Raw genomic sequence first — 22,502 nt, forward strand, 5'->3', positions numbered from 1 at the left:
GGTTGCCGATGGCGGGCCGGACGACATCTGGTGGGCCGTGTCAGTGCCCGTCGTTACGGTGGGGCCATGACCGCACTGCCGGACTGGATGCAGCCGCCCCGTGAGGAAGGCTGGTTCGCCGAGGACCTGGACCACCTTCCGGAAGCGCCGCGCCACACCGAACTGATCGACGGAGCACTTGTCTTCAGGATGTCCCCGCAGCGGTCCTGGCACGGCCGCCTGGTCACCGCGCTGACCGTCGCCCTGGAGCAGCAGGCCCCGGAAGGGTTCGAGGTCGAGCGGGAGATGACCGTCCGGCTCGATGCCCGCAACCGCCCCGAACCGGATGTCGTGGTGGCCACCGCGCCGTACGAGGAAGATCGCATGTGGTTCGCAGCCGATCAGGTGCGGTTGGTGATCGAGGTGGTCTCCCCCGAGTCGGCGCATCGTGATCGTACGGTCAAGCTGCGCAAGTACGCAGAGGCCGCTATTCCGCACTACTGGCGGGTTGAGAAGGAAGACGAGGGTCCCGCCGTCCACGTCTATGAGCTGGACGCACCCACCAGCACATATGTGCCAGTCGGCATCTTCCGGGAGAAGCTCATCCGGCCGACGCCGTTCCCGATCGAGCTGGATCTTCTGTCGCTGGTGCGGAGGCCGGGGACGTAAAGGTCTCGTTGTTGGCCGGGACGCCCACGCCGGTCCAGGTGAAGGGGATGCCCTGGGCGTGGCGCGGGTCGGGGTGGTCCATCAGCTGGAAGTGGACGTGCGGCTCGCTGGAGTTGCCGGTGTTCCCGCACTCCGCCAGGGGCTGGCCCAGGGCCACCCGGTCGCCCTCGCGCACCCGCAGCGAGCCGCGCCGGACATGGGCGTACAGCGCGTACCGGCCCTCGCCCAGGTCGATGGTCACGTGATTGCCGATGACGCGGTGCGGGCCGGCGATGTCGCGCAGGAAGCCCTCGACGAGCAGATAGGCCAGGGCGGGCCAGGAGTTGCGGCTGCGATGGTCGCGCTGGGAGTCACGGGCGCTGACCACGGTGCCCTCGGCCACCGCGAGCAGCGGGGCGCCGAACGCCGGGAAGGCGCGGTTGGCGCGGGACAGCGGCCACCAGCCGAAGGCGGGGCGTGAGCCGTCCTCCGGTTCGCCGACGATGTCGATGGCGTGGCTCTGACCGTAGGCGTGCAGGCCGTGGCTGGGCACCTTGTCCGCCGGGCTGTTCATGGCCAGCCAGCGGCCGGTCACCGGGGGCGCGACCTCCAGTGGCGGCGGGTACTCCCGGTTCCTCGGCGGGCGGGTGGACACGTACTTGACCATCACGCCCGACAGCAGGAAGGCCCACGCGAGGAACGACGGAATTCCGTAGAAGGTCTCCAGCACGGCGAGGGCGAGGAACGCGGTCCAGCAGGTACGGACCAGGGCCGGGGCTATCGTGCGAAAGGTGTCCATGGGGGGCTCCTCGGGGCGTTCAGCCGGGTGACTGTGTGACGGCCAGCGCCGCCAGCAGCGGGATGACGCGGGTGACGGGGATCTCGTGCCGGCCGCGCTGGGGGGTGTGCAGCCAGCCGGCCGAGGTCAGCTGCCGCAGGTGGTGGTAGATCTGGCCGGTGGTGCCCAGGTCCTCCAGCGCGGCCAGTTCGGCCACGGTGCGGCGGCCGTGCACGATCTCCCGCAGCAGCCGCATCCGTACCGGATGACCCAGCGCCGCGAAGGACTCCGCCGCCTGCTCCCAGTCGGCGGCCAGCACGGTGTCGGTGGCCAGGCCGAACTGCCACTCGGCGAACTCCTCGGTGGGCAGCCGCGCCGAGCCGGTGAACAGCACCCCGCCCGTACTGTCCTCGGGCAGCCGCGCGCGCAGCCCCTCCAGTGCCCAGAAATCCCCGGCGGGCCCGGACCCGCTTCCGCCGCCCGCGCCGCCGGACCCGCTCTCCAGGGCGGCCACCCGGCTCTCCAGCGCCGCCACCCGTTCCTTCAGGCCGTCACTCATACGGAATAGCGTACATTTTGTACGTCATTACCGAATGAAGCGCCAGCCCGTCCACGCCGACGTGATCATGTCCCGCACCCCGCGCCGCGCACTCCAGCCCAGGTGCTTGGCCGCCGCGTCCGTCCGCGCCACCACCCGCGCCGGATCGCCCACCCGACGCGGCCCCACCTGCGGAATCAGCGCCTCGTGATGCGTCAGCACACCGATCTGCTCGGCCATCTCCCGCACCGAGACCCCTTCCCCGCGCCCGATGTTCAGCGTCAGATCCCCCGCGAACGGCTGCTCCGACAGCGCCCGCGCCGCCGCCACATGGGCCTGCGCCAGATCCTCGACATGGATGTAATCCCGTACACAGGTGCCGTCCGGCGTCGGATAGTCGTCCCCGAAGATCAGCGGCGGCAGCCCCGCGTCCAGGCGCTCGAACACCATGGGGATGAGGTTGGAGACGGAGGTGTCCGCCAGCTCCGGTGCCGCGGCGCCCGCCACGTTGAAGTACCGCAGGCAGGCCGTGGAGATGCCGTGCGCCCGCCCGGCGTTGCGCACCAGCCACTCGCCGATCAGCTTGGTCTCGCCGTACGGGCTGATCGGCGCGCACACGGTGTCCTCCGTCACCGGCCCGTCGTCCACCGGGGTCCCGTAGACGGACGCCGAGGAGGAGAAGACGAACGTCTCGATCCGCGCCCCGCGCACCGCCTCCAACAGGATCTGCAGCCCGTGCACGTTCTCCCGGTAGTAGCGCAGCGGCCGGGTGATCGACTCCGCCACCTGCTTCTTCGCCGCCAGATGGATGACCGCGCCCACCTCGTGCCGGGCGATCGTCTGGTCCAGCAGCACCCGGTCCAGGGTGCTGCCCTCCACCAGCGGCACCCCCTCCGGCACCCGGGCCCGCACCCCCGTGGACAGGTCGTCGTACACCACCGGCCGCTCGCCCGCCGCCAGCAGCGCCCGTACGACGTGGGCGCCGATGTAGCCCGCTCCGCCGGTGATCAGGAAGGTTGTCATCCGGGTTCTCCTTCGGTCAGTTCTTCAGCATGCGGTGCAGCCGGGCCGTCGCCACCCCCGTGGCGCCGCGCACCCCGGGGGCGACCCGCAGCGCCAGCGCACCGTGCGAGGTGGTGTACGGCTGCACCAGCAGCAGCCCGTGCCGCCGGCTGGGCAGCACGGTACGGCGCGGGGCCGCGCCCACGGGCCGTACCCCGGTGACCACCGTCCGGCCCCTGGCGCAGCGGATGCCCGCCCTGATGTCCCACACCGCCAGCGCGGCGTCGGTGGCGGGCAGCGCGGTCAGATCCAGCCGGGGGGAGGCGACCCAGCCCGTGCCGTCGGGGAACAGCGCCACGCTGCGCCGCTGCCCGAGCCGGCCGCGCTCGCGGTGCCACAGTTCCACGTCCACCCCGTAGATGTCGGCCGCCGCCAACCGCCCGTACAGCTCGTGGACGCGCAGCCGCAGGACCGGATACGCGCCGGGGCCCGCGAGTTCGGCGTCCACGGTGAGCGGCAGCGCCTCCAGGGGCAGGTGGTCCAGGCCATCCAGGGGCAGGTCCGGCAGGTCGGCGGACCACACGGGCCGGCCGCCGGAGGTGGCCAGCGGGGGCAGCAGCCGGGGCGGGGCGGCGGTCAGCGCCGCCATCCTGGCCAGTTCGCGCGGGGCGGGCGAGGCCAGCAGCAGGGCGGTCAGCCAGCGGTGCGCGGGGCGGGCCGCGGCCCGTTCCGCCGGGGCGAAGGCGGCCAGGTGGGCGCGGGTCAGCGACCACCACCAGCGCTGGAACTCCGCTCCGCGCGAGGGGAGTTCGCGGATGTACAGCGGGAGGTCGTGGTCGAGGAACTTGGTGCGGGCCGCCGCGGCGAGCCGCTCCGCGCCCGCCGTCCGCAGCACGTCGACGGCCTGGCGGTGCGCTTCGAGGCGGCCCGCCCAGTGCTCGATGCGCCCCCGGTCGAGCGAGATGGACAGGGCGGCGGAGCGGCGGCGCACCTGCCAGACGTACACCGGGTCCGCGATCACGGCCAGCCGTGGGGCGGCGGCCAGGACCCGGGCGGTGAAGACGAAGTCCTCGTAGGGGAAGCGGCCTTCGGGGAAGGTGATGCGGTGGGCGCGCAGGAAGTCGCGCTCGTAGAGCTTGTTCACGCACAGCGTGTCGTGGACGAGTTCCGGGTGGCGGCGCGGCGGGTCGTACACGGCGGGCGCGGCGGGTGCCTCGAACAGGGCGGGCTGCCAGGGGCGTTCGGTGCCGGCGGGCAGTTCGCGGCGTACGCACCGGCCGGCGGTCACCGGCGCGTCGTGCCGGGTGGCGGCGGTGAGCAGCGAGGCGGCGGCGCCCGGCGGCAGCAGGTCGTCGCTGTCCAGGAACATGACGTAGCGGCCCCGGGCCGCCGCGAGGCCGGTGTTGCGGGGGGTGCCGCAGCCGCCGCTGTTGACGGGGTGGCGCAGCAGCCGCAGCCGGGGTTCCCGGGCGGCGAGCCGTTCCAGGACGGCGGCGGTGGCGTCGGTGGAGGCGTCGTCGACGGCGATCACCTCGGCCACCGCGGGGCCTTGCGCGAGCGCGGAGCGCACCGCGTCGGCGACGTGGGCGGCGTCGTTGTAGGCGATGACGACGACGCTGACCCTGCGGGAGGTCATGCGGCGCCGCCCTGCCGGGCCGGTACGGGGCCGGCGGCCCTGCGGGGCTCGGGGCCGGTGAGGCGGTGGGCGCGCGGCTGCGCTCCGCCGGGCTCCGGCGGGGGACCCTCTCCGGCGGGCGGGGTGACCGGGGGGACGGAGCGGCCGTCGAGGAAGACCTCGCGGACGACGCGTTCGGCGGCCCGGCCGTCGTCCCCGGAGGCGAAGCGGGCCCGGAACGCCGCTCGGCGCCGGGCGGCGGCCTGGTCGTGCCACAGCGGGCGGGCGGGGTCGGTGAGCAGTGCGAGGAGTTCGTCCTCGGTGCGGGTGACGGGGCCCGGCGGGCAGTCGGGGAGTTCCAGGCACACCCCGCGGGCGGTGCGGTAGTCGGCCCAGTCCTCGGCGTGCACGACGATCGGCCGGTCCAGGAGCGCGTAGTCGAAGATCACCGGGTGGTAGTCGGTGATCAGCACGTCGGCGGCCAGGCACAGGTCGCTGAGCGAGGGGCGGCCGGCGGCCGGCGCGGGCCGCCCCGAGCCGTCGGCCGGGGGCGTCTCCGGGGCGTGGGTCAGCAGGAGATGACCGGGGCCCAGGCGGGCGGCCAGGCCGGGCACGTCGAGGCGCGGGATGGCCGGCGCCGGCTCGTAGGGGCGCTCGGCCGGCGCGTACAGCAGGACGAGCGCCTCCTCGGGGATGCCGAGCCGGGCCCGCACGGCACGTACGTCCTCGGCGGTCGCGGTGACCAGCCGGTCGGCCTGCGGGGAGCCGTACTCCAGGAGGGTGTACGCGCCGGGGTAGGCGTGCCGCGCGGTGCGGGTGGCGTGCGGTCCGGTGGACAGGGCGGCGGTCCAGCAGTCGATCTGCCGCAGCAGGGCGGGCAGGTCGGCGGGCCCGTCCGGGCCGTGCGGCCGGGCGATCGGGGTGCCGGTATGGGTCTGCAACCGCACCTGTCCGGTGCGCGGGGCACGCGGAACGGGGCCGGGGAAGGGGGCGTCGCTGATGAGGTAGCGGGCGCGGGCCAGTGCGCGGGCGGTGGCGGGGGAGTGCGGATGCAGCCGGCGCGGGCCGCCCTCGGGCAGGTGCGGGGCGTGTTCGGGGCCGGCCACCCAGACGGTGCGCAGGTGCGGGGCGAGGGCGCGGGCTGTTGCCTCCAGGGCGGCGGGATGGCCGGTGTAGGCGCCGGTGGCGGGCAGGAACACCGCCAGTTCGGGCCGCAGGGGGCGCAGGAGGTGCAAGCGGTAGGTGAGATGGAACGCGGCGGCGCGCACCCCGCGACCGCAGGCCGCCAGCCGGGGGAGGAGGAACCGGACGGCGCGGCGGACGGTCCGTGCGCTGGTGGCGCGCAACCGGCGGGCGAGGACGGGAAGGCTGCGGGTGCGGCTCCTGGCGTCGGTGAGCGCGGTGGCCCCCGAGGTGGCCCGGTGCCGGGCGCACAGCGCGGCGGCCTGCCGGAAGAACTCGGCGCGGGTGGCGGGCGGGAGCAGTCCCGGCCGCTGGTGGAGCTCGGTGAGGTGGGCGACCATCCGGTGGTAGAGGGCGGCCCGCCAGCGGGGCGAGGTGACGGTGGCGAACAGCCGGTCGTACTGGCGCAGGACGTCGAGGTGCTCACGGCCGCGGGGCGGGTGCGCGGGCGCGGCGGCGCGGCGTACGCAGCAGCGGTCCAGGACGGCGACGGACCCGGCGGCCAGCAGGGCGTGCGGGCTGAAGGGGATGTGCTCGTAGTGCCCGGGCGGGAAGCGCAGCCCGAGGCGGTCCAGCAGATCGCGGTGGTGGGCGCGGGTGTGCGCGGCGGGGTCCAGCCACAGCAGCCCGGGGCGGTCGGCGAGGGTCATCACCTCGGGGGGCTGCTGGCTGTAGAGGCCGCGCGGGGCGTCGCCGGTGGTGTCCCGGAACAGCAGCAGCTGCGGGTCGCCGGTGGCGCGCAGCCGCGCGTCGATGGCGGGCAGGGCGCCGGGGGCGAGGGTGTCGGTGGCGTCGAGGAAGAGGACGTACGTGCCGCGGGCCCGTTCCAGGGCGGCGTTGCGGGCGGCGCCGGGGCCCGCCGGGTACGGCAGCCGCACCCGTACGAGGCGGTGGTCGGCGGCGGCGTACCCCCGGATGACCTGGTCGCTGGTGCCTGATGACGCCTCGTCGACGGCGATCAGTTCGAGGTCGGCGAAGCGCTGTCCCAGGACGGAGGTCAGGGCGGCGTGCAGGTGCTCGGCGGATGCCTGGTGGACGGTCACGATGACGCTGAAGCGGGGCACGGCACCACATCCACCGGACGAGGGAGCAATACACGGACCATCCGACAATCGCTCAAGCAGTGCGGGATTCTCCGGAACCCCCGGGATGTCGCCCCTCGCGTCCCTCCATTCGGAGCAACACCGGGGCAGAGGGCCCGGAGACGATGCCAAGCCCTACAGCGAGCGCATCAGCCGGCCGCGGCGTCTGTCCCGTGGGTTCGCACCACCCAAGCGGGCCTCGTCCGGCTACTGTGCCCGACGAGCCCATGGCGTCGTCGAGGGGAATGGGTTGCCGTGCTGAAGATGCGTCCGGCGGTGTCGGCCGATCGTCCCGCCGTGGCGAAGATGATCCGCGCGCGCTGCGCCTGGATGGAGGAGCGCGGCTTGCCCAGCTGGCGGGAGAGCGTGGACGATCTCGCCGGCCAGTGCGACAACCCCTGCGGGGACGTGTGGCTGCTGGAACTGGACGGTTCACGGATCGTCGGCCGTACGACGATCCAAGAGCAGGGCCCACCGTGGGGTTGGACAGAAGCAGAACGAGCGGAGCCCGCCCACTACCTCAACACCTCCGTGACCGACCCCGGGCTGCGCGATCTGCGGCCGGGCACGCTGATGGCATGGTGGGCGGTGGACCGGGCATTCCGGGCCGGCCTGTCCTGGGTCCGGCGGGACTGCCTGTCGCCGGACCTGGTGCGCTACTACTCCGCGCAAGGGTTCCATCTCGTCCACGAGCTGGAGCGCGCGAAGTACCGGCTCTACCTGCTCGCCCGACAGGCGGAACCCATGGAGGGCCTGTCCGAATGGTTCATGTCAGGAAGGCCCGCGCTGCCAGGTGCAGGTCGATGACCTGGAGCAGCTTGGCGTGGAACTCCTCGTCGTAGGGCCGGCCGGTGAGCTCACGAAGAGTGAGGCGCAGACCATCGGGATCGACGAGCCCCGTGTCGAACAGCGGCGAACCGTGTTGGAGCATGCCACTGATCAGCGGCGCGCCGTACGTCCGCAGTGAGTGTTGTACCAGCCAGACGAACGATTCGCGTTCCACAGGGCGCGTCACATCGTGGCTGAGCCCGAGTGAGTCCAGTTGCCGTCGCTGAAGGGCCTTGAACTCGCGCCAATGCAGGGGAAGTTCCTCGCCGAGCCGGATCATGGCGGGGCTGGTGAAGGGATGAAGCGGCCAGATGCCGGCCCGCAACAGTGGAGGTGCGGTGGTCTCCAGGGAGAGCAGCGTCATCGAGTTGACCTGTGCGGGCGGGGCGATGCCATCGTCCGCGAACTCCAGACTGGCTCGCGAACGAGGGCCGAGCCAAGGCAGCTTGTCGGTGATATGAGCGTTGGCCAGAACAGTGGCTGCCGACTCCTGTGGGGACAGCGAGACCATCTCGTCGCCGCCGAGGCCGGTGACGACGGAACGCGCCCCGTGGTGGCGAAGGAGCGCCGTCAGGCGGCTGAAGGGGAGGTGGAGTGGTTCCTCGTAGGGGCTCAGTGGTTGCCCCTGGACGCGGGCGCAATCAGGGTGCAGGGGTGGGTTGTCCAGGCAGTCGATGATGTGATCGTGTCGCCCGAAGGGCAGCATCGACCGCATTTCCCTGCGGCGTCTGATCTGTTGGTCACGTCCGGCGCCGATCACCAGCAGGGCTGCGGTGTTCAGCAGTCCGGGGAAGCGTTGGGCGGCTCGGGTGGCGATGGTTCCCGAGTCGAAACCGCCGGTGAGATGGAAGACAGTGGACTCCGGCTCCAGTGGGCGGAGGTCGAGTGACTGGTCCATTGCGTCGGTGAAGGCCGCCAGGACATCGGCTTCCGGGGCCAAGGGTCGGGGGCTGCTGTGCAGTGCTGGTTCCGGGTAGTGCAGGTGCAAGTCGCCGCCGAAGATCGCGGTGCCGCGTTCGGTGAGACGCTGGATTCCGGTGAACAACGTTTGGGTGCCGTAGCGGGGACGGTAGATGAGCAGCCGTGCGGCTTCCTTGGGGCTGAGCGCGCCTGCGAAGCGGCGCAGGTCACTCATTTCCCATGAACCGTGGAGAACGCCGTCCTGGTGCGAGAGATAAAGCGGAGTGGTGCGCGCGGCCCCCGCGGTTACCCGGACTGGGCGGTTCGGTGCTGTCTCGATGAGTACGTAGTCGGTCGGCCACCGCAGCGCGGCCTCACGGGCCTGGTCATACATGGCCGGTGCGAGGGAACGGGGACCGGGCTCACAAACCGCTCGTTCCGCTACTCTCTCCCGCACGATCACTAGCGTGCGCTCGCCATCTGTGACGTGAAGGTGTTCCAGCAGGGGATGTTCGTACGGAGTGACCGCACTGGTGGAATCCGATGTGCGGTAGCTGCCTTTGTCGTAGGTCCACGTGGTGGATGAGTAGGGCGTCAGGCGCAGGGTGAGCATGAACGTCTCCGGTCTCCATGGTGAGAAGGGGGTCGGCTCGGCGGCCGACCCCCCCCGGACTGCGATGGTGATCAGAGGACGGGGGTGTCGTATGTCTGGGCGCCGTCGGAGGAGCCCGAACGCTTCTTGGTTTCGTGGGATTCCGCCGGGCTGTGGACGATGTGCCGGGCCGGTCCGGTGAACAGCGTCTCGTAGGTATCGGCGGATGGCTGAGGCGGTGGGATGAAGTCGGAAAGATCGGCTACGGATTGCACGGTGAGGCCTCCTTGATTCACGGGGTCGGGTAAGTCACGTACTGGGGTAAAGGCTTCCGAGACGCGGGATCCGCCCATCCACCTCAGCTTCCTGGGAGTTACCCGAGGGACGGTTCAGCGGACGGTCCACCAGGTGTGCAGCAGGCTGGCTGCCATCGCGGTGATGCCCAGGAGGGTGATCGTGTGGAAGGCCCGGTTCGTGGTTGTCGGGCGGGCCGTGGTGGCGGACGACAACCGGGAGTTCCCGCTGGCGTACCGGGTCGGGCCGTACGGTCCTGGCGCCTCGCCCCGGACGAACTGCGCGAGCTTGCGCAGGCAGGTGGCGCAGGCTCGTACGGTCCGGGAGCGGCCGTACGCCACGACGGATCCCGCCCAGATCACCGGCACGTCCTCGCTGTGGCACATCGAGCAGGTGCCGGTTCGGGACCAAGCGGTGAACTCCTCGGCGACCAGCCAGGCCAGGGGGGTAGGGGCGGTCATACGCGCGGGCCTTCGGAGTGGTGGGTGCGGTGGAACGGGGCGTTCTCCTGGGCTATTTCGCTCTCCCTGACTGTCCGGGTCACCCACAGCCGCCTTCCGGTGCTCAGGGTCAGACTGCCCCCGTGGGTGAAGTGGATCCGCCGCCCGTTGTGCAGCGCGGTCACCGAGAGAACCCGCTCGATCCGGCCGCCGATCTCGATGAAGTCCCATTCCTTCACCAGGCTCAACGCCACATCGAGTGTCACCCTCACCAGCCGCGGTTCGTCATGGTGCACGGTGACTCCCGGAGAGGTCGCAGGTGAACCAGACGATCTTTCCGTGCTGGTGGCGGGTGCGCTCGCAGCCGAAGCGTGCGGCCATCTCCCGCAGCATCCACAGACCTCGGCCGTCCTCCGCGTCCCAGTCGGGTGCCGCGCCGATGACCGGTATCCGTACGGAACGGTCGAAGAGCTGAACGGTCACCTCGCTGCCGATGAGCACGATCCGCAGATAGCAGCGGGGTCGATCAGCGACGTGGCGGACCACGTTGCTGATCAGCTCGCTCACCCCCAGCCGCACCAACTCCACGACCTCCGGAGCCGCACCCCAGCGCCGTACCACGTCCCCCGCGAGGGTCCGCCATCCCTCGATGCCCCTGGGGTTGGCTGTTAAGGACTGCCCGAACACACCCCAGTCGTACGCGGCTTGTACGGAACCCGTCATGGCACCTCCCGAGGTCGACCAGTGCCAAGGCGGCCTGACGCTTCATGACTGCCGAATTCGCCTCAGCACAGTTCTCGTTGCAGAAGGCGGTCAGCTTGGCTCGCCGCGTCCCTGCCCTCTGCTCCTGGCCGGGCCCCGGACGTGCGGTCCGGTGGCTGACGGCCACGGAGAATAGAGTGGACCGGTGGACCGGTCCAGTCAACTGGCATGCGTCGCATGGGAACCGCGATGATGGCGTTTGCTCAGGTGAGAGCGTGTATCGACAGGAAAAAAATGTGGGCCGGCTGACCGCACCAAGCCTTCCCAGGAGTGAGCGGCTACATCGGGTAGGTCTCCGTGTGGTGCCACAGCGGTCCCGGCGTCACGCCCTCCTCGCACACCAGCGCGTGACCGTTCTGGTCATAGGCCGTATGGAGGACAACGGCGACGGCGGTGCGCGACTCAAGGTTGAGTTGCTGAGCCTCGTGCTCCGTGGCCTGGCGGACAGTCGTCACGTCCGTGCCTTCCGTGGGGAAGCGGCCCGTCAGGCGCCGGACATACCTGGTGGTCCCCTCCGCGATCGGCGAGTTCTGTTCCAGCCGCGGGGCTTGGTCGGCGATGTCCGTCGGGAACCATGCGGTCGCCAGGCTGTGCGGACTGCCGTCCGGTAGCCGCATCATGCGGATGCGGCGCAATGCTTCCGCGCCCGTGGCCAGCCCGAGCGCCGCAGCTACGCGCGGCGGGGGGACTGTGCGGTCGGGAATGCCGATGCGGGTGAAGGGCATGCCGCCGGTGATCCGCGATGACCCCGAACGCCGATTGCCGGCAGGCCGGCCAATCGGGGTTTCGGTCACGATGAACCCCGCGCCCTGCCTGGCTTCGACCAGGCCATCGCCGCGCAGGACATCCATCGCCTTGACTGCTGTCGCCCGCGAAACGTGCCACTGTTCGGCGAGGTCACGGCCGGACGGAAGCATGGTGCCGGGCGGGAACTCCCCCGCCGCGATGCGGGAACGCAGGGATTCCGCGATCTCCTCGTACTTCAACAGCGCCATAGCTCCTCATCAGGTCGACGGACTGGACTGGTCAACCGGTACAAATCATACTTCTGCCATGACGGAAGCAGAGCTGTTGCCGGAGGTCGAGCACTACTACACGCACGGCACCGACGAGGACGCGCGCCTGACCCGTTCCGCCGACGGGCGGCTGGAGATGCTGCGGACCCAGGAGATCCTGCGCCGCTTCCTGCCACCCGCCCCGGCGCGGGTGCTGGATGTCGGAGGCGGTACGGGCGTTCACGCGCGATGGCTCGTCGGGGACGGATACCACGTGGACCTGATCGACCCCGTCGCGCGCCACGTCGAGCAGGCCAGGCAGGTGTGCGTGGCGACGCTGGGGGACGCGCGGAGCCTCCCCGTGCCGGACGCCGGTTATGACGTGGTGAACCTGCTGGGCCCGCTGTACCACCTCCCGGACCCCGCGGACCGCCGGCAGGCGCTGGCGGAGGCCGTACGGGCGGTTCGGCCGGGCGGCCTCGTCGCGGCGGCGGGTATCAACCGCTACGCGAGTGTCTTCGATCACGCGGCGGCGGCACAGCTCCACACCGACCGTATGCAGGCATCCGTTTCCGCGATCCTCGCGTCCGCCCTGCACGACGGCCGCGGGCGGTTCACCGTCGCCTACTTCCACCGTGCCGAGGAACTCGCCGGGGAACTGGGGGAAGCCGGACTGGTGGACGTCCAGGTGTTCGGGATCGAGGGCCCGACGTGGTCACTGCTCAAGGCCGTGGAGCACCACTCGGGTGCCGCACCGGATGACGCGCTGTTCCAGTCGGCCCTCGCGGCAGCCCGGTTGGCCGACCCCTACCCCGAACTGCTCGCCGCCAGCTCGCACTTGCTGGCCGTCGGCCGGTCCCCGGGCGCCGCCGCGTGAGGTGGTGATCCGCCGCCACCTCTCGCCGCCGCGCCTCGGGCGCACACAAGGGGGCCGTCCCGGTCGGGACGGCCCCCTCGCGCGCGTGCTCCGCCGCGGTTACTTGACGGAGCCCGCCATCACGCCTGTGACGAACTGCCGCTGGAAGGCGAAGAAGATGCCCAGCGGGATCAGCATCGACAGGAACGCGCCCGGCGCCAGCACCTCGATGTTGCTGCCGAACTGGCGCATCTCCTGCTGGAGCGCCACCGTCATGGGCGGGGAGCTGGAGTCGGCGAAGATCAGCGCCACCAGCATGTCGTTCCACACCCACATGAACTGGAAGATGCCCAGCGCCGCGATGGCAGGGCCGCCCAGCGGCAGCACCACCCGGGTGAACAGCCGCAGCTCGCCCGCCCCGTCCAGCCGGGCCGCCTCCAGCAGCTCGCGCGGGATCTCCGCGAAGAAGTTCCGCAGCAGGAAGATGGCGAACGGCAGCCCGAAGGCGGAGTGGAAGATGACCACGCCCACCGTCGTCTCGAAGATGCCGAGCGTGTTGAACAGCCGCGCCACCGGAATCAGTGCGACCTGCACCGGCACCACCAGCAGCGCCACCACCAGCACGAACAGCCAGTCCCGGCCGGGGAAGTCCAGCCAGGCGAAGGCGTACGCGGCCAGCGCGCCCAGGATGATCACCAGCACGGTGGAGGGGACGGTGATCGCGATCGTCGTCCACAGCGAGCTGGTGAAGGCGTCATTGCTCAGCAGCGCGCTGTAGTTCGCCCCGGTGAACTGGCCCGGGTCCGTCAGCGCCTCCCACCAGCCGGAGGACGCGATGTCCCGCGGATCGCGGAAGGAGGACGCCAGCAGCCCGGCGGTGGGCAGCAGCCACAGGACGGCCAGGACCGTCAGCACCACCCGGACCGCGCCGCTGCCCGCGATCGCGCCGACGCGCGAGGCGAACGACGGCTTCGGCGGGCCGGCCGGGGTTTCCGTACGGTGTGGCGGCGGGTTGGGGGCGGCCGTGGCGGCCGCTTCGGTCGAGGCGCTCACCGCTTCTTCTCCTGTCGCAGCCGCCGCACATTCATGATCATCATCGGGATGCACAGCACCAGCAGCAGTACCGCGATGGCACTGCCCAGACCCTGATTCGCCCCGCCGCCGAACGACGAGCGGTACAGCTCGAGGGCCAGTACGTTGGCGTCCGCCTGGGAGGAACTCGGCGCGATCACGTACACCAGGTCGAAGACCTTCAGCACATTGATCATCAAGGTCACCAGCACCACCGCGAGCAGGGGTGCCAGCAGCGGCACGGTGATCCGGCGGAACACCTGCCACTCGTTCGCGCCGTCCACCCGCGCCGCCTCCAGGGTCTCCCGGGGGACGGCGGCCAGGCCGGCGGCGATCAGCACCATCGCGAAGCCCGCCCACATCCATACGTAGCTGGCGATGATGGCGGGCGTCACCAGCGCCGGGCCGAGCCACTCCACCCCGTTGTACGCGGCGGTGAAGTTGCTCGCGGCCAGCCGCAGTTGCGTACCGTCCGCGTCCTCGGCCGGCAGGCTGAAGGTGCCGTCACCGCCGGTGGTGGCCGAGGCGGCGACGGAGCCGTCCTCCCGTACCGCCTCCACCGTGATCCCCGACAGGGCCTTCTCACCCGGGTCGATGACATCGGGGGCGCCCCCGCCGCCGGGTGCGAAGTCCAGCCACACGGTGCCGGTCACCGCCCCCGGGTCGGCGGCGGCGGGCGCGGCCTCCGCCGCGCCCTCGGCATCGGCCGGCTTGACCCCGACCAGCGGCAGCAGCGCCGGCTCCCCGGCGCGTGCCGGGGTGGCCAGCAGGTACGAGCCGTCCTCCTGCCCCGCCAGCTCCCCGTTGGGGCGCGGACGGGCGTCGGGCCACTCGGCCCCGCCGGAGAAGGTGTCGTGCACCGCCACCACCGCGGCGTTCGCCAGACCGCGGTCCGGGTCCTGCTCGTACACCAGCCGGAAGATGATGCCGGCGGCCAGCATGGAGATGGCCATCGGCATGAAGACCACCAGCTTGAACGCGGTGGCCCAGCGGATGCGTTCGGTGAGCACCGCGAAGATCAGCCCCAGCCCGGTGGCGACGGCCGGGGCCACCACGATCCAGATCAGGGTGTTGCTGAGCGCCTTGCGGGTCGCGTCATTGGTGAACAGATCCTGGAAGTTGTCCAGGCCGACGAAGGTGCTGCCCGACGCGTCGAAGAGACTGCGCTGGATCGAGTACCCGATGGGGTAGACGATCAGCGCGCCGAGCAGCAGCAGGGCCGGCAGCAGAAAGCAGGCGACGGCCCAGGGACGAGCCCTGATGACCGCCACTGCCTTGGCGGAAGCCATGGTCGTAAGTCAGCCCCGCTCCGTGTCAGTTGCCGTACGCACGCACGGCCTGGGCCTCCAGGTACTCCTGGGCGCCCTCGATGTCGGCCGGGTCGCGCAGGAAGTTCTGCAGGCCCTGCCACATGCCCTGCCCGGTGGTGCCGCCGAACGCGGCGGGCGCCTGGTCGGACATGTCGAAGCGGAAGTTGTCACCGGCGGCGATCAGCGCCTCGGCGATGCCCTGCGTGACCTCGTCCGGGTACGCCTCAAGCTCCAGCGCGTGGTTGGGGGAGAGGTAGCCGCCCGGGCCCGCCCAGACGCGCGCCGCGTCGGTGGAGGCCAGGAACGCCAGCAGCGCCTCCTGTGCCTCGGTGGCGGTGCCGTCGGTGGTCAGCGCCACCGCGGCGTCGCCCGCCGTCACCACCGGGGCCTCGCCGTCCACGGCCGGGAACGGGAAGACCAGCGCGTCCTCGCCGACGACCGCGTCGGTGTTGCCCGCGATGAACGCGGCCACGAAGTCGCCCTCGTACACCATGCCGGAGGACGGGGCCTCCAGGTCCGAGAAGGTGTTGGTCACGGAGGCGGGGAAGTCGGTCTGCAGCGCGCCGGAGGCGCCGCCCGCCAGCAGGGTGTCCTCGCCGAAGAGTTCGCCCAGGGTGGTGAGCGCGTTGGTGACGGTCTCGTCCGTCCACGGGATCTCGTGCGCGGCGAGCTGGTCGTACGCCTCGGGGCCGGCCTGCGAGAGGTAGATGTTCTCGAACCAGTCGGTGAGCGTCCAGCCGTCGGCGCCTGCCACCGACACCGGGGTGGTGCCCGAGTCGGACAGCAGCCACGCCGTGTCGATGAACTCCTGCCAGCTGGTGGGCTCGGTGGCGCCCGCGGTCGCGAAGGAGGTGGCGTTGTACCAGACCAGCGACTTGTTGGCGACCTTCACGTACACGCCGTACTGTTCGCCGTCGTACGCGCCCAGGTCCTGCCAGCCCTGGCCGAAGTTGGCGTCCAGCTGCTCCTGGACGGTGGGGCCCACCGGGGCCAGCCAGCCCTTCTCCGCGAACTCGTGCAGCACACCGACCTGCGGCACCATGACGATGTCCGGCGGGGCGCCGCCCTCGATCTTGGTGCCCACGAAGTTGGACACGTTGTCGCTGCTGGGCACGAAGCTGACCTTCGCGCCGGTGCGCTCCTCGAACTCGTTGAGCACCGCGACGAAGTTGTCGCGCTCGGCGCCCGTCCACACGGCCGCCACCTCCAGCGACTGGCCGCTGAGGTCGGGCAGTTCTATGGAAGCGGAGTGCTCGCCGTCGCTGTCGTTGCCTCCGCTGCCGTTCCCCCCGTCGCCGTCGCTGTCGCCACTGCACGCCGCCGTGAAGGCGAGTGCGGATACGACGGCCACCGCCGCGGCCGCGCGGGCCGTTCTCCGGGGTCCCCGAATCGAACTGCGCATGAGTTCCGTCCTCCATCGATCTGGCGTGGCGGGCTCACGGCACTCGGTTGTGCGGTACCGGGCATGCCACGCCGCACGTCCTTGTGCCCCTCGTCCTACGCTCCGTCGTCGGGGCAGGCAAGAGCAGCTGTGGTGCCAACCCCCCTTTGTGACTACCCCGTTATCGGTTGTCGCAGCTCAGCGAGGGAAAGCGTTCGAATGTGTGGATGTGTGTCGGAGTGTGTGGGTCAGACGAGAGAGGCGGTGCCCGCGGGGTCCGTGCGGCCCGCCCGCGCCGCAGCCGAGGCCAGCAGCGCGATATCGGTCGGCCCGTTCCCCAGCTCCCGCACCGGCCGCCGGGCGGGCGGATCGCCCGCCGTGGCCCAGTCGACCAGGGTGACGGTGGGCCGCAGCGTCGCGGTGCGCGGGATGCGGCCGGTGACCCGCCCCACCTGGAACGGGATCAGCTTCCCCGACCCTGTGCGCAGTTCGGCGCGCCCGGCGGGCGAACCCGACAGCGCGACGCGTGCCCAGGCCGTGTCCGGCAGCCGCCCCCCGGGGGTGCCGGTGCCCGGCGCGCCGCCGGAGCCGGCCGTGATGAGATGCACGCCGAGCCGATGCCCCTCGCGGGCGATCGACTCCAGCACCCGTATGACGGAGCCGGCGGCCGGCCGCCCCGGCGCGCCGAGCGGCGGCGCCAGCAGCAGGTCCAGATCGTCCACCAGCACCACCAGCCGGGGGAGCGCGGCCTCGCGGCGCGGGTCGTCGGCGGGCGGCCGTGGCCCGACCACACCCGGCGCCGCACCGGACGCCTCCTCGCCCAGCAGCAGGGCGCGCCGCTTCAGCTCGGCGCGCAGATCCTGCGCGAACGCCCGCATCCGTACCGGGTCCGTGGCCGCCAGATGCCCGGCCACCTGCGGCAGTTCGGCGGCCGGGCGCAGCCCGCCACCGGTCGCCGACCCCTCGATCAGCAGCAGCGACAGGGCGTCCGGGCCGGCCGAGGCGGCGAGCGACACGGCCAGCGAACACAGCAGTTCGGTACGCCCCGAGGCGGGCGGCCCCGAAATCATCAGCGGCGCGCGGGCGGCGGCCAGATTGGCCTCGACCGGACCCGTACCGCCCAGGCCGAGCACGAAGGGCAACCCGGAGCGGTGCGCCCAGCGCTCGCGCAGGGTGGACGGGGTGACCCGGGGCAGGGCCAGGACATCGAGCAGCCGGACGTTCTCGGGCAGCGGCTGCGGGGACGGCGCGCTCACGGCGCCGTCCTCCTGCTCGCGCAACGGCGCGAGCGCCCGCGCGAACCGCTCGGCCCACGCCGGGGAGACGGCGTCGGCGGTGATGATCGGTCCCGGCTGCCCGTCCTCGCCGATCAGCCGCAGCGAGGTGGCGACGGCGCCGCTGAGCACTCCGGCGGTGCCGCAGGCCCGGAAGGCGGCGCAGGAGCGCCGGGCGGCGGCGAGGGCCTCGTCCAGGGGGGAGGCGGGTGTGGCCGGCGGGGTCTCGGTGAGCACCAGCAGATGGATGCCGGCCGCCGGCCCCTCCGCCGCGAGCCGCGCGGCGGCCTCGCGGGCGGCGGCGCTGCCGGGGTCGCCGTCGAGCAGCACGACGGTACGCGGGCCCCCGTCCGGCTCCCGGGCCACCTCGGAGAGTTCGCGCAGCCGTGCGGTGATCTGGGCGGGGTCGAAGCCGAGCAGCAGCCGGCAGTTCTCGCCCCGGGCGGGGCGCAGATGCGGCAGCCAGCCGAGCCAGGACCACTCGCGGGCCCTGCCGTCCGCCAGCACGGCGATCCGCAGGGCGGAGGGGGAGTGCAGGGCGGCCAGCTGGGCGAGGACGGTCCGCGCCAGACCGGTCAGCCGCTCGCGCGGCCCGGCCAGCCCGAGCGAACCCGCCCGCGGCAGGCCGATGGTGACCGGCAGCAGCGGCCCGGCGGGGCGCTGGGTGGTGCCAAGACGCACTGTGTACGCCTCGGGGTGCGCGGCGTCGCGCGCCCAGAGCCGGGGGTCGCCCTCCAGCGCGGACAGCAGTATGGCGGCCGGATCCGGCCACCGGGCGTCGGCGGCGGCCGCCTCGGCCCGCGCGGCGGCGGCCTCCTCGGGGTCGGCTCCGCGCCCGGCTCCCCGCCCGACCCGCAGCGCCCAGCCCATGATCCCCTTGCGCTGCCGGACGGCCTGCTGCCCGACGAGCGTGACCTGCCCGTCCGGTCCTCGCTGCCCCTCGTGCGGACGGTCGCCTTCCGGTCCGGAACCGATCCGGGGCCGCTCCTGCGGCGGGGGCGGGGCGGCGATCCGGGTGGTGCGCGGCTGGTCGCCGTCGGCGTCGGGCAGCTCACCTCCCGCGTGAGCGCCGGTGCCGGCCGGGGGGTGCTGGACGGCACCCGTGGCGGACGGCTCCGCGCCGGCTTCCGTCGGGCTTCCGCGCCGGCCGCCGGTCCGCGGCGGGTTCACCCCCGGGACGTCACCGGTGCCGGGGCGTTCCGCGGGCCCGGACCGTACCTGGTGGGCGGAGGCATGGCGTCCGGCCTCGGCCGCCGCGCCCCGGCCCTGGACCGGAACGTCGGTGCTCGTGCCGGCCGGCGTGAGCCGGTGGCCGGAGGCAGGCCCGTCCTCGGTCCGGGCAGCGGCGTCCCGGCCCGGGGTGCCGTGCGGGCTCGGGCCCCGGGCGGCTCCGGCTGTGGCCGGGCCGTCGTGCGGGCGCTCTTCGTCCACACCTGTGTGCTCCCGGCGCGGGGCGGAGGGCCGATCGCCGCCGTTCGACGGGGCGGGCACGCTGCGGGCCGTACGTCCGGTGCCCAGCGTGTCGCGGGCCTCGTGGCCGCCGGTGGCCCGGTCGTTCCCGCCGGCGGACGGGGGCTCGCGGCGCGGGGTGCGCCCGCCGTCCGGCGGAGCGCCGGTGTCCTGGCCGGAAGCGGTACCGCCGGTGCGGCCCCGGGGGGCCGGGCGGGCGCTGTCGAAGGGGCCGTGCTCGCGCACGCCGGTGCGGCCGGTGCCGTCCCGATCGCCGGGGCCCCGGCCGGGGGCGCTGCCCGTGGTGGTGTCCGTGATGGTGTCCGTGGTGGTGCCGCTCTCCTCCCGCGCGCGGTCGCGGTCGCCCCGCTCCGAGGGGGTCGCGGTGCCGTCGGTCCGCCCCCGGGCGTCGCCCGGGGAGGCGGAGTAGGGGTCGCGCTCGCCGGCGCTCGCGGAGCCCCGGGCCCCGGCGGCCGGCGAGGTCGCGGTGCCGGGGCGCTCGTCGTGGCGCCGGGCCAGCTCGGGGGCGTGGGGCGGCCGGTCCGCGCTCGTGGGGTGGGTGGTCCGCTCCTCCCGCCACCGGGGCACCCCGCTCGGGCCGGAGCCCTCGGACGCGTGGCCGTCGCGCTGGGCCGGCATCGTGGCGCCGTCCCGCGATCCGCTCTCCCGGTCGTGGCCGGCCGCCCGCTCCGCTTCCGGGGCGTAGCCGCCGGGCCGGGCCCGGGCGGCGGACGCCGCCGCGTCGTGCCGGGACGTGCCCCCGTCACCGGCCGGTGTCAAGCCGTCCGGGCCGGCCTCCCCCGCCGGTGTGCCCCCACCGGGCAGCCCGGGGGCGGATCCCTGCGCGGCCCCGACCGCCCGAACCGTCGTCGCGGGGACGACCCGCAGCGTCGATTCGCCGAGCCGCAGCGGTGCGCCCGCCGGGAGCGGGGTGGCCGGGGCGGTAACGGGCCGGCCATCGATCTGGGTGCCGTTGGTGGAGTCGAGGTCGGTGACCGTCACCGAGCCGTCCGGGCCCAGCGTCAGCGCGCAGTGCAGCCGTGACACATCGGGGTCGCGCAGCGCGACGTCCGCGCCGGAGGACCGCCCGATCCGTACCTCGCCGCCGTTCAGCAGGTGCACCCCGCCCGCGTCGGGCCCGGCCACCACCAGCAGCCTGGCCGCCGGGGCGGGCGGCCGCGGCCCGGTGAGCGGCTGGTGGAAGGAGAGCACCGCGCCCTCCACCAGCGGCGGCTGCCCCAGCAGGGCGAGCTGCGGGTCCAGGCGCTCGTCCTCGCAGTACACCGCCCCCGGCGCACCCGCGCCCGGCACCGCGGCGGCGGCCAGCGAGCCGAGTACGGTGGCGAGCGGGGTGTCGGTGGGAGCGGTGATCTGGACGTCCACCCCGCCGTCGGCGGTGCCCCGTCCCAGAACGGTCAACCTGATCTGGATCGGCATCGGCCCTCCCGCTCGCCCCGCCCGCCCGGTGTCATCTCCGGTCGGTCGTCTGCTCGTTCGCCCGAACGCATCCGTTCGATCGCATCGGATGCTGATGGTGAAAGCATCCTCGCACCCGGCGCTGACACCTGGCCCCGTCAGCCGCAGTTAATGATCTTGATTGCCTGGATCTGACCAGATCTGATCGCTCAGCCGGTCCTCCCGCCGGGAACCAGCTCCCCGCGGCGCGGCATCGTAACCTTCCGAACAGACGGCCGCCCGGGTGCACCGGCGACGGCATTAGAGTGGAGAACTCGGTCTCGTCACCACACGTCCTCACTCGTCATCATCACCACCATCAGCGAAGCATCAGGGAGCACACGTGCGGCCGGTCGGCAGCAAATACTTGCTCGAAGAGCCCCTCGGGCGCGGCGCTACCGGGACCGTGTGGCGGGGGCGCCAGCGGGAGGCCGCCGGGGACGAGGCGGCCGTCACCGGCGCACCGGGCGAGCTGGTCGCGATCAAGGTGCTCAAGGAGGAGCTCGCCCACGACCCCGATGTCGTGATGCGCTTCCTGCGCGAGCGTTCCGTGCTGCTGCGCCTCACCGACGACAACATCGTCCGCACCCGCGACCTCGTCGTCGAGGGCGAGCTGCTCGCCCTCGTCATGGACCTCGTCGAGGGCCCCGACCTGCACCGCTACCTGCGCGACAACGGCCCCTTCAGCCCCGTCGGCGCCGCCCTCGTCACCGCACAGGTCGCCGACGCGCTGGCCGCCGCGCACGCCAAGGGCGTGGTCCACCGCGACCTCAAGCCCGCGAACGTCCTGATGGCCGGCGGCGGACAGGACGGCGCCCCGCTGCGCCCGCTGCTCACCGACTTCGGGATCGCCCGGCTCGCGGACTCACCGGGGGTGACCCGGGCCCACGAGTTCGTCGGCACCCCCTCCTACATCGCCCCCGAGTCCGCCGAGGGCCGCCCGCAGACCTCGGCCGTGGACGTGTACGCGGCCGGCGTCCTGATGTACGAGCTGATCACCGGCCGTCCCCCCTTCGCCGGGGAGAACACCCTTCAGGTCCTCCAGCGCCACCTCAGTGAGCAGCCCGCCCGGATCGACGGGCTGCCGGAGCCGCTGTGGACGGTCATCGAACGCTGTCTGCGCAAGAGCCCCGACGAGCGGCCCAGCGCCGTGAGCCTGGGCCGGGCGCTGCGCACCGTGGTGGCCGGGATCGGCGAGCACGCCACCCAGGAGCAGGCCGACGCGGCGTACGGGGTGGCCGCGCTGCTGCTGCCCGACAGCGCGCCGGTGAAGGTGACGGGTCCGGGCGGGCCCGACGCCCAGCCGACGCAGGCGCTCTCCGGGGGGTCCTACGATCCCGGCGCCGCCACCAGCGTGCTGCCCTCCGCCGGTGGAGCCGGCGGTGCGGGAGCCGGTGCCGGTGCGGGTGCGGACGGTGGCCTGGACGGCACCCGGGTGATGCCCGCCCAGCAGGGCCCCGACGAGCCGCAGGCACCGCCGCCGTGGGCGGACCAGATGCGCGCCGCCCGGGACCGCAACGAGCAGACCCAGTTCCAGCAGCTCGACCCCGAGCAGGACCCCCTCTACCGCGCGCCGCAGCGGCAGCCGCAGCGCCGCCAGCCCCCGCAGCCCCAGCCGCAGCCTCAGCCTCAGCGCCGTCCGCAGCGGCGCAGCTCGGCGGCGGCCGGGCACTTCGGGTACGCGGACGAGCAGCGCTACCAGCAGCAGCCGCAGCCCCAGGCGCAGCCGTACCAGCAGCCGCCGCAGCGCTACCACGAGCCCCAGCCGCAGCGGTACCAGGAGCCCCCGCGCCGCCGGGAGCCGGAGCGCGACCGCGAGCCGCGCGGCCGTTCGCGCAGCGCCAATCCCATGCGGATCCCCGGGCTCGGCTGCCTCAAGGGCTGCCTGTTCATGGTGGTGATCATGGCCGTGATCGCGTTCCTGCTGTGGAACTTCACGCCGCTGCCGGAGTGGGTGGCCGAGGGCCAGAGCTTCTGGGAAGCGACCAAGGACTGGTTCAACACCGTCGGGGAGTGGCTCGGTCTGGTGGAGAAGGCGCAGGACGCGACCTCCGGCTCCTGACCCGTCGGT

19 protein-coding genes are annotated in these 22,502 nt (G+C 73.0%); 4 read left to right on the top strand and 15 right to left on the bottom strand.

Annotated elements, in window-relative coordinates; all coding sequences use genetic code 11:
* Positions 1–66: 66 nt before the first annotated feature.
* Positions 67–648, top strand: coding sequence for a Uma2 family endonuclease (locus H7827_RS19665; RefSeq protein ID WP_432746747.1), 582 nt, complete (start codon positions 67–69; stop codon positions 646–648).
* Here H7827_RS19665 and H7827_RS19670 read toward each other — a convergent pair.
* From H7827_RS19670 to H7827_RS19690, 5 genes are read right to left on the bottom strand one after another with little or no spacing between them, the layout of a single operon-like run.
* The gene (locus H7827_RS19670) at positions 581–1,426 is read right to left on the bottom strand and encodes a M23 family metallopeptidase (RefSeq protein ID WP_432746748.1); all 846 of its coding nucleotides are present in this window, start codon (positions 1,424–1,426) and stop codon (positions 581–583) included. The two genes, H7827_RS19665 and H7827_RS19670, sit on opposite strands and share 68 nt — an antisense overlap.
* 19 nt (positions 1,427–1,445) lie before the next feature.
* A complete protein-coding gene (locus H7827_RS19675) occupies positions 1,446–1,964 on the bottom strand; it encodes an ArsR/SmtB family transcription factor (protein WP_432746749.1) in 519 nt (172 codons plus the stop codon).
* A gap of 27 nt (positions 1,965–1,991) precedes the next feature.
* A complete protein-coding gene (galE, locus tag H7827_RS19680; protein ID WP_030725078.1) occupies positions 1,992–2,966 on the bottom strand; it encodes a UDP-glucose 4-epimerase GalE in 975 nt (324 codons plus the stop codon).
* Between the two features lie 16 nt (positions 2,967–2,982).
* Entirely contained in the window at positions 2,983–4,581 is a 1,599-nt protein-coding gene (locus tag H7827_RS19685) for a glycosyltransferase family 2 protein (protein ID WP_432746750.1), read from the bottom strand.
* Positions 4,578–6,806 (bottom strand): bifunctional glycosyltransferase/CDP-glycerol:glycerophosphate glycerophosphotransferase, encoded by a 2,229-nt coding sequence (locus H7827_RS19690; protein WP_432746751.1) that lies wholly within the window; start codon positions 6,804–6,806, stop codon positions 4,578–4,580. Before H7827_RS19690 ends, H7827_RS19685 begins: the two co-directional genes overlap by 4 nt.
* Positions 6,807–7,088: 282 nt before the next feature.
* Here H7827_RS19690 and H7827_RS19695 point away from each other — a divergent pair, with 282 nt between their 5' ends.
* Complete coding sequence (locus H7827_RS19695) at positions 7,089–7,631, top strand: GNAT family N-acetyltransferase (RefSeq protein WP_432748009.1); 543 nt, start codon at positions 7,089–7,091, stop codon at positions 7,629–7,631.
* Here the strand turns inward: H7827_RS19695 and H7827_RS19700 are convergent.
* The 6 genes from H7827_RS19700 to H7827_RS19725 form a co-directional block, all read right to left on the bottom strand.
* A complete protein-coding gene (locus tag H7827_RS19700) occupies positions 7,591–9,165 on the bottom strand; it encodes an asparagine synthase-related protein (protein WP_432746752.1) in 1,575 nt (524 codons plus the stop codon). The genes H7827_RS19695 and H7827_RS19700 overlap by 41 nt on opposite strands.
* A 71-nt stretch (positions 9,166–9,236) precedes the next feature.
* Positions 9,237–9,419 (bottom strand): hypothetical protein, encoded by a 183-nt coding sequence (locus H7827_RS19705; RefSeq protein WP_386537737.1) that lies wholly within the window; start codon positions 9,417–9,419, stop codon positions 9,237–9,239.
* A 114-nt stretch (positions 9,420–9,533) separates the two neighbouring features.
* Positions 9,534–9,899, bottom strand: coding sequence for a hypothetical protein (locus H7827_RS19710; protein WP_432746753.1), 366 nt, complete (start codon positions 9,897–9,899; stop codon positions 9,534–9,536).
* The gene (locus H7827_RS19715) at positions 9,896–10,174 is read right to left on the bottom strand and encodes a hypothetical protein (RefSeq protein WP_432746754.1); all 279 of its coding nucleotides are present in this window, start codon (positions 10,172–10,174) and stop codon (positions 9,896–9,898) included. The genes H7827_RS19710 and H7827_RS19715 overlap by 4 nt, the downstream gene beginning before the upstream one ends.
* Positions 10,164–10,601, bottom strand: coding sequence for an ATP-binding protein (locus tag H7827_RS19720; RefSeq protein WP_432746755.1), 438 nt, complete (start codon positions 10,599–10,601; stop codon positions 10,164–10,166). The genes H7827_RS19715 and H7827_RS19720 overlap by 11 nt, the downstream gene beginning before the upstream one ends.
* Before the next feature lie 317 nt (positions 10,602–10,918).
* On the bottom strand, positions 10,919–11,635 hold the full coding sequence (locus tag H7827_RS19725; RefSeq protein ID WP_432746756.1) for a GntR family transcriptional regulator: 717 nt from the start codon (positions 11,633–11,635) through the stop codon (positions 10,919–10,921).
* Between the two features lie 58 nt (positions 11,636–11,693).
* Between H7827_RS19725 and H7827_RS19730 the strand changes: the two genes are divergently transcribed.
* Positions 11,694–12,512 (top strand): class I SAM-dependent methyltransferase, encoded by an 819-nt coding sequence (locus tag H7827_RS19730; protein WP_432746757.1) that lies wholly within the window; start codon positions 11,694–11,696, stop codon positions 12,510–12,512.
* A 99-nt stretch (positions 12,513–12,611) separates the two neighbouring features.
* Here H7827_RS19730 and H7827_RS19735 read toward each other — a convergent pair whose 3' ends face one another.
* From H7827_RS19735 to H7827_RS19750, 4 genes are all read right to left on the bottom strand, one after another.
* On the bottom strand, positions 12,612–13,544 hold the full coding sequence (locus H7827_RS19735; RefSeq protein WP_030725090.1) for a carbohydrate ABC transporter permease: 933 nt from the start codon (positions 13,542–13,544) through the stop codon (positions 12,612–12,614).
* Positions 13,541–14,851, bottom strand: a complete 1,311-nt coding sequence (locus H7827_RS19740) for an ABC transporter permease subunit (RefSeq protein ID WP_030725092.1) — start codon at positions 14,849–14,851, stop codon at positions 13,541–13,543. Before H7827_RS19740 ends, H7827_RS19735 begins: the two co-directional genes overlap by 4 nt.
* A 25-nt stretch (positions 14,852–14,876) precedes the next feature.
* Positions 14,877–16,274, bottom strand: a complete 1,398-nt coding sequence (locus tag H7827_RS19745; RefSeq protein ID WP_386537745.1) for an ABC transporter substrate-binding protein — start codon at positions 16,272–16,274, stop codon at positions 14,877–14,879.
* Positions 16,275–16,501: 227 nt separating this feature from the next.
* The gene (locus H7827_RS19750; RefSeq protein ID WP_432746758.1) at positions 16,502–20,413 is read right to left on the bottom strand and encodes an FHA domain-containing protein; all 3,912 of its coding nucleotides are present in this window, start codon (positions 20,411–20,413) and stop codon (positions 16,502–16,504) included.
* Positions 20,414–20,774: 361 nt separating this feature from the next.
* Between H7827_RS19750 and H7827_RS19755 the strand changes: the two genes are divergently transcribed.
* Positions 20,775–22,493, top strand: coding sequence for a serine/threonine-protein kinase (locus tag H7827_RS19755; protein WP_432746759.1), 1,719 nt, complete (start codon positions 20,775–20,777; stop codon positions 22,491–22,493).
* Positions 22,494–22,502: the final 9 nt, after the last annotated feature.

It is taken from the genome of Streptomyces sp. JH002, from assembly GCF_050916115.1.
Classification (GTDB): Bacteria; Actinomycetota; Actinomycetes; order Streptomycetales; family Streptomycetaceae; genus Streptomyces; species Streptomyces xiamenensis.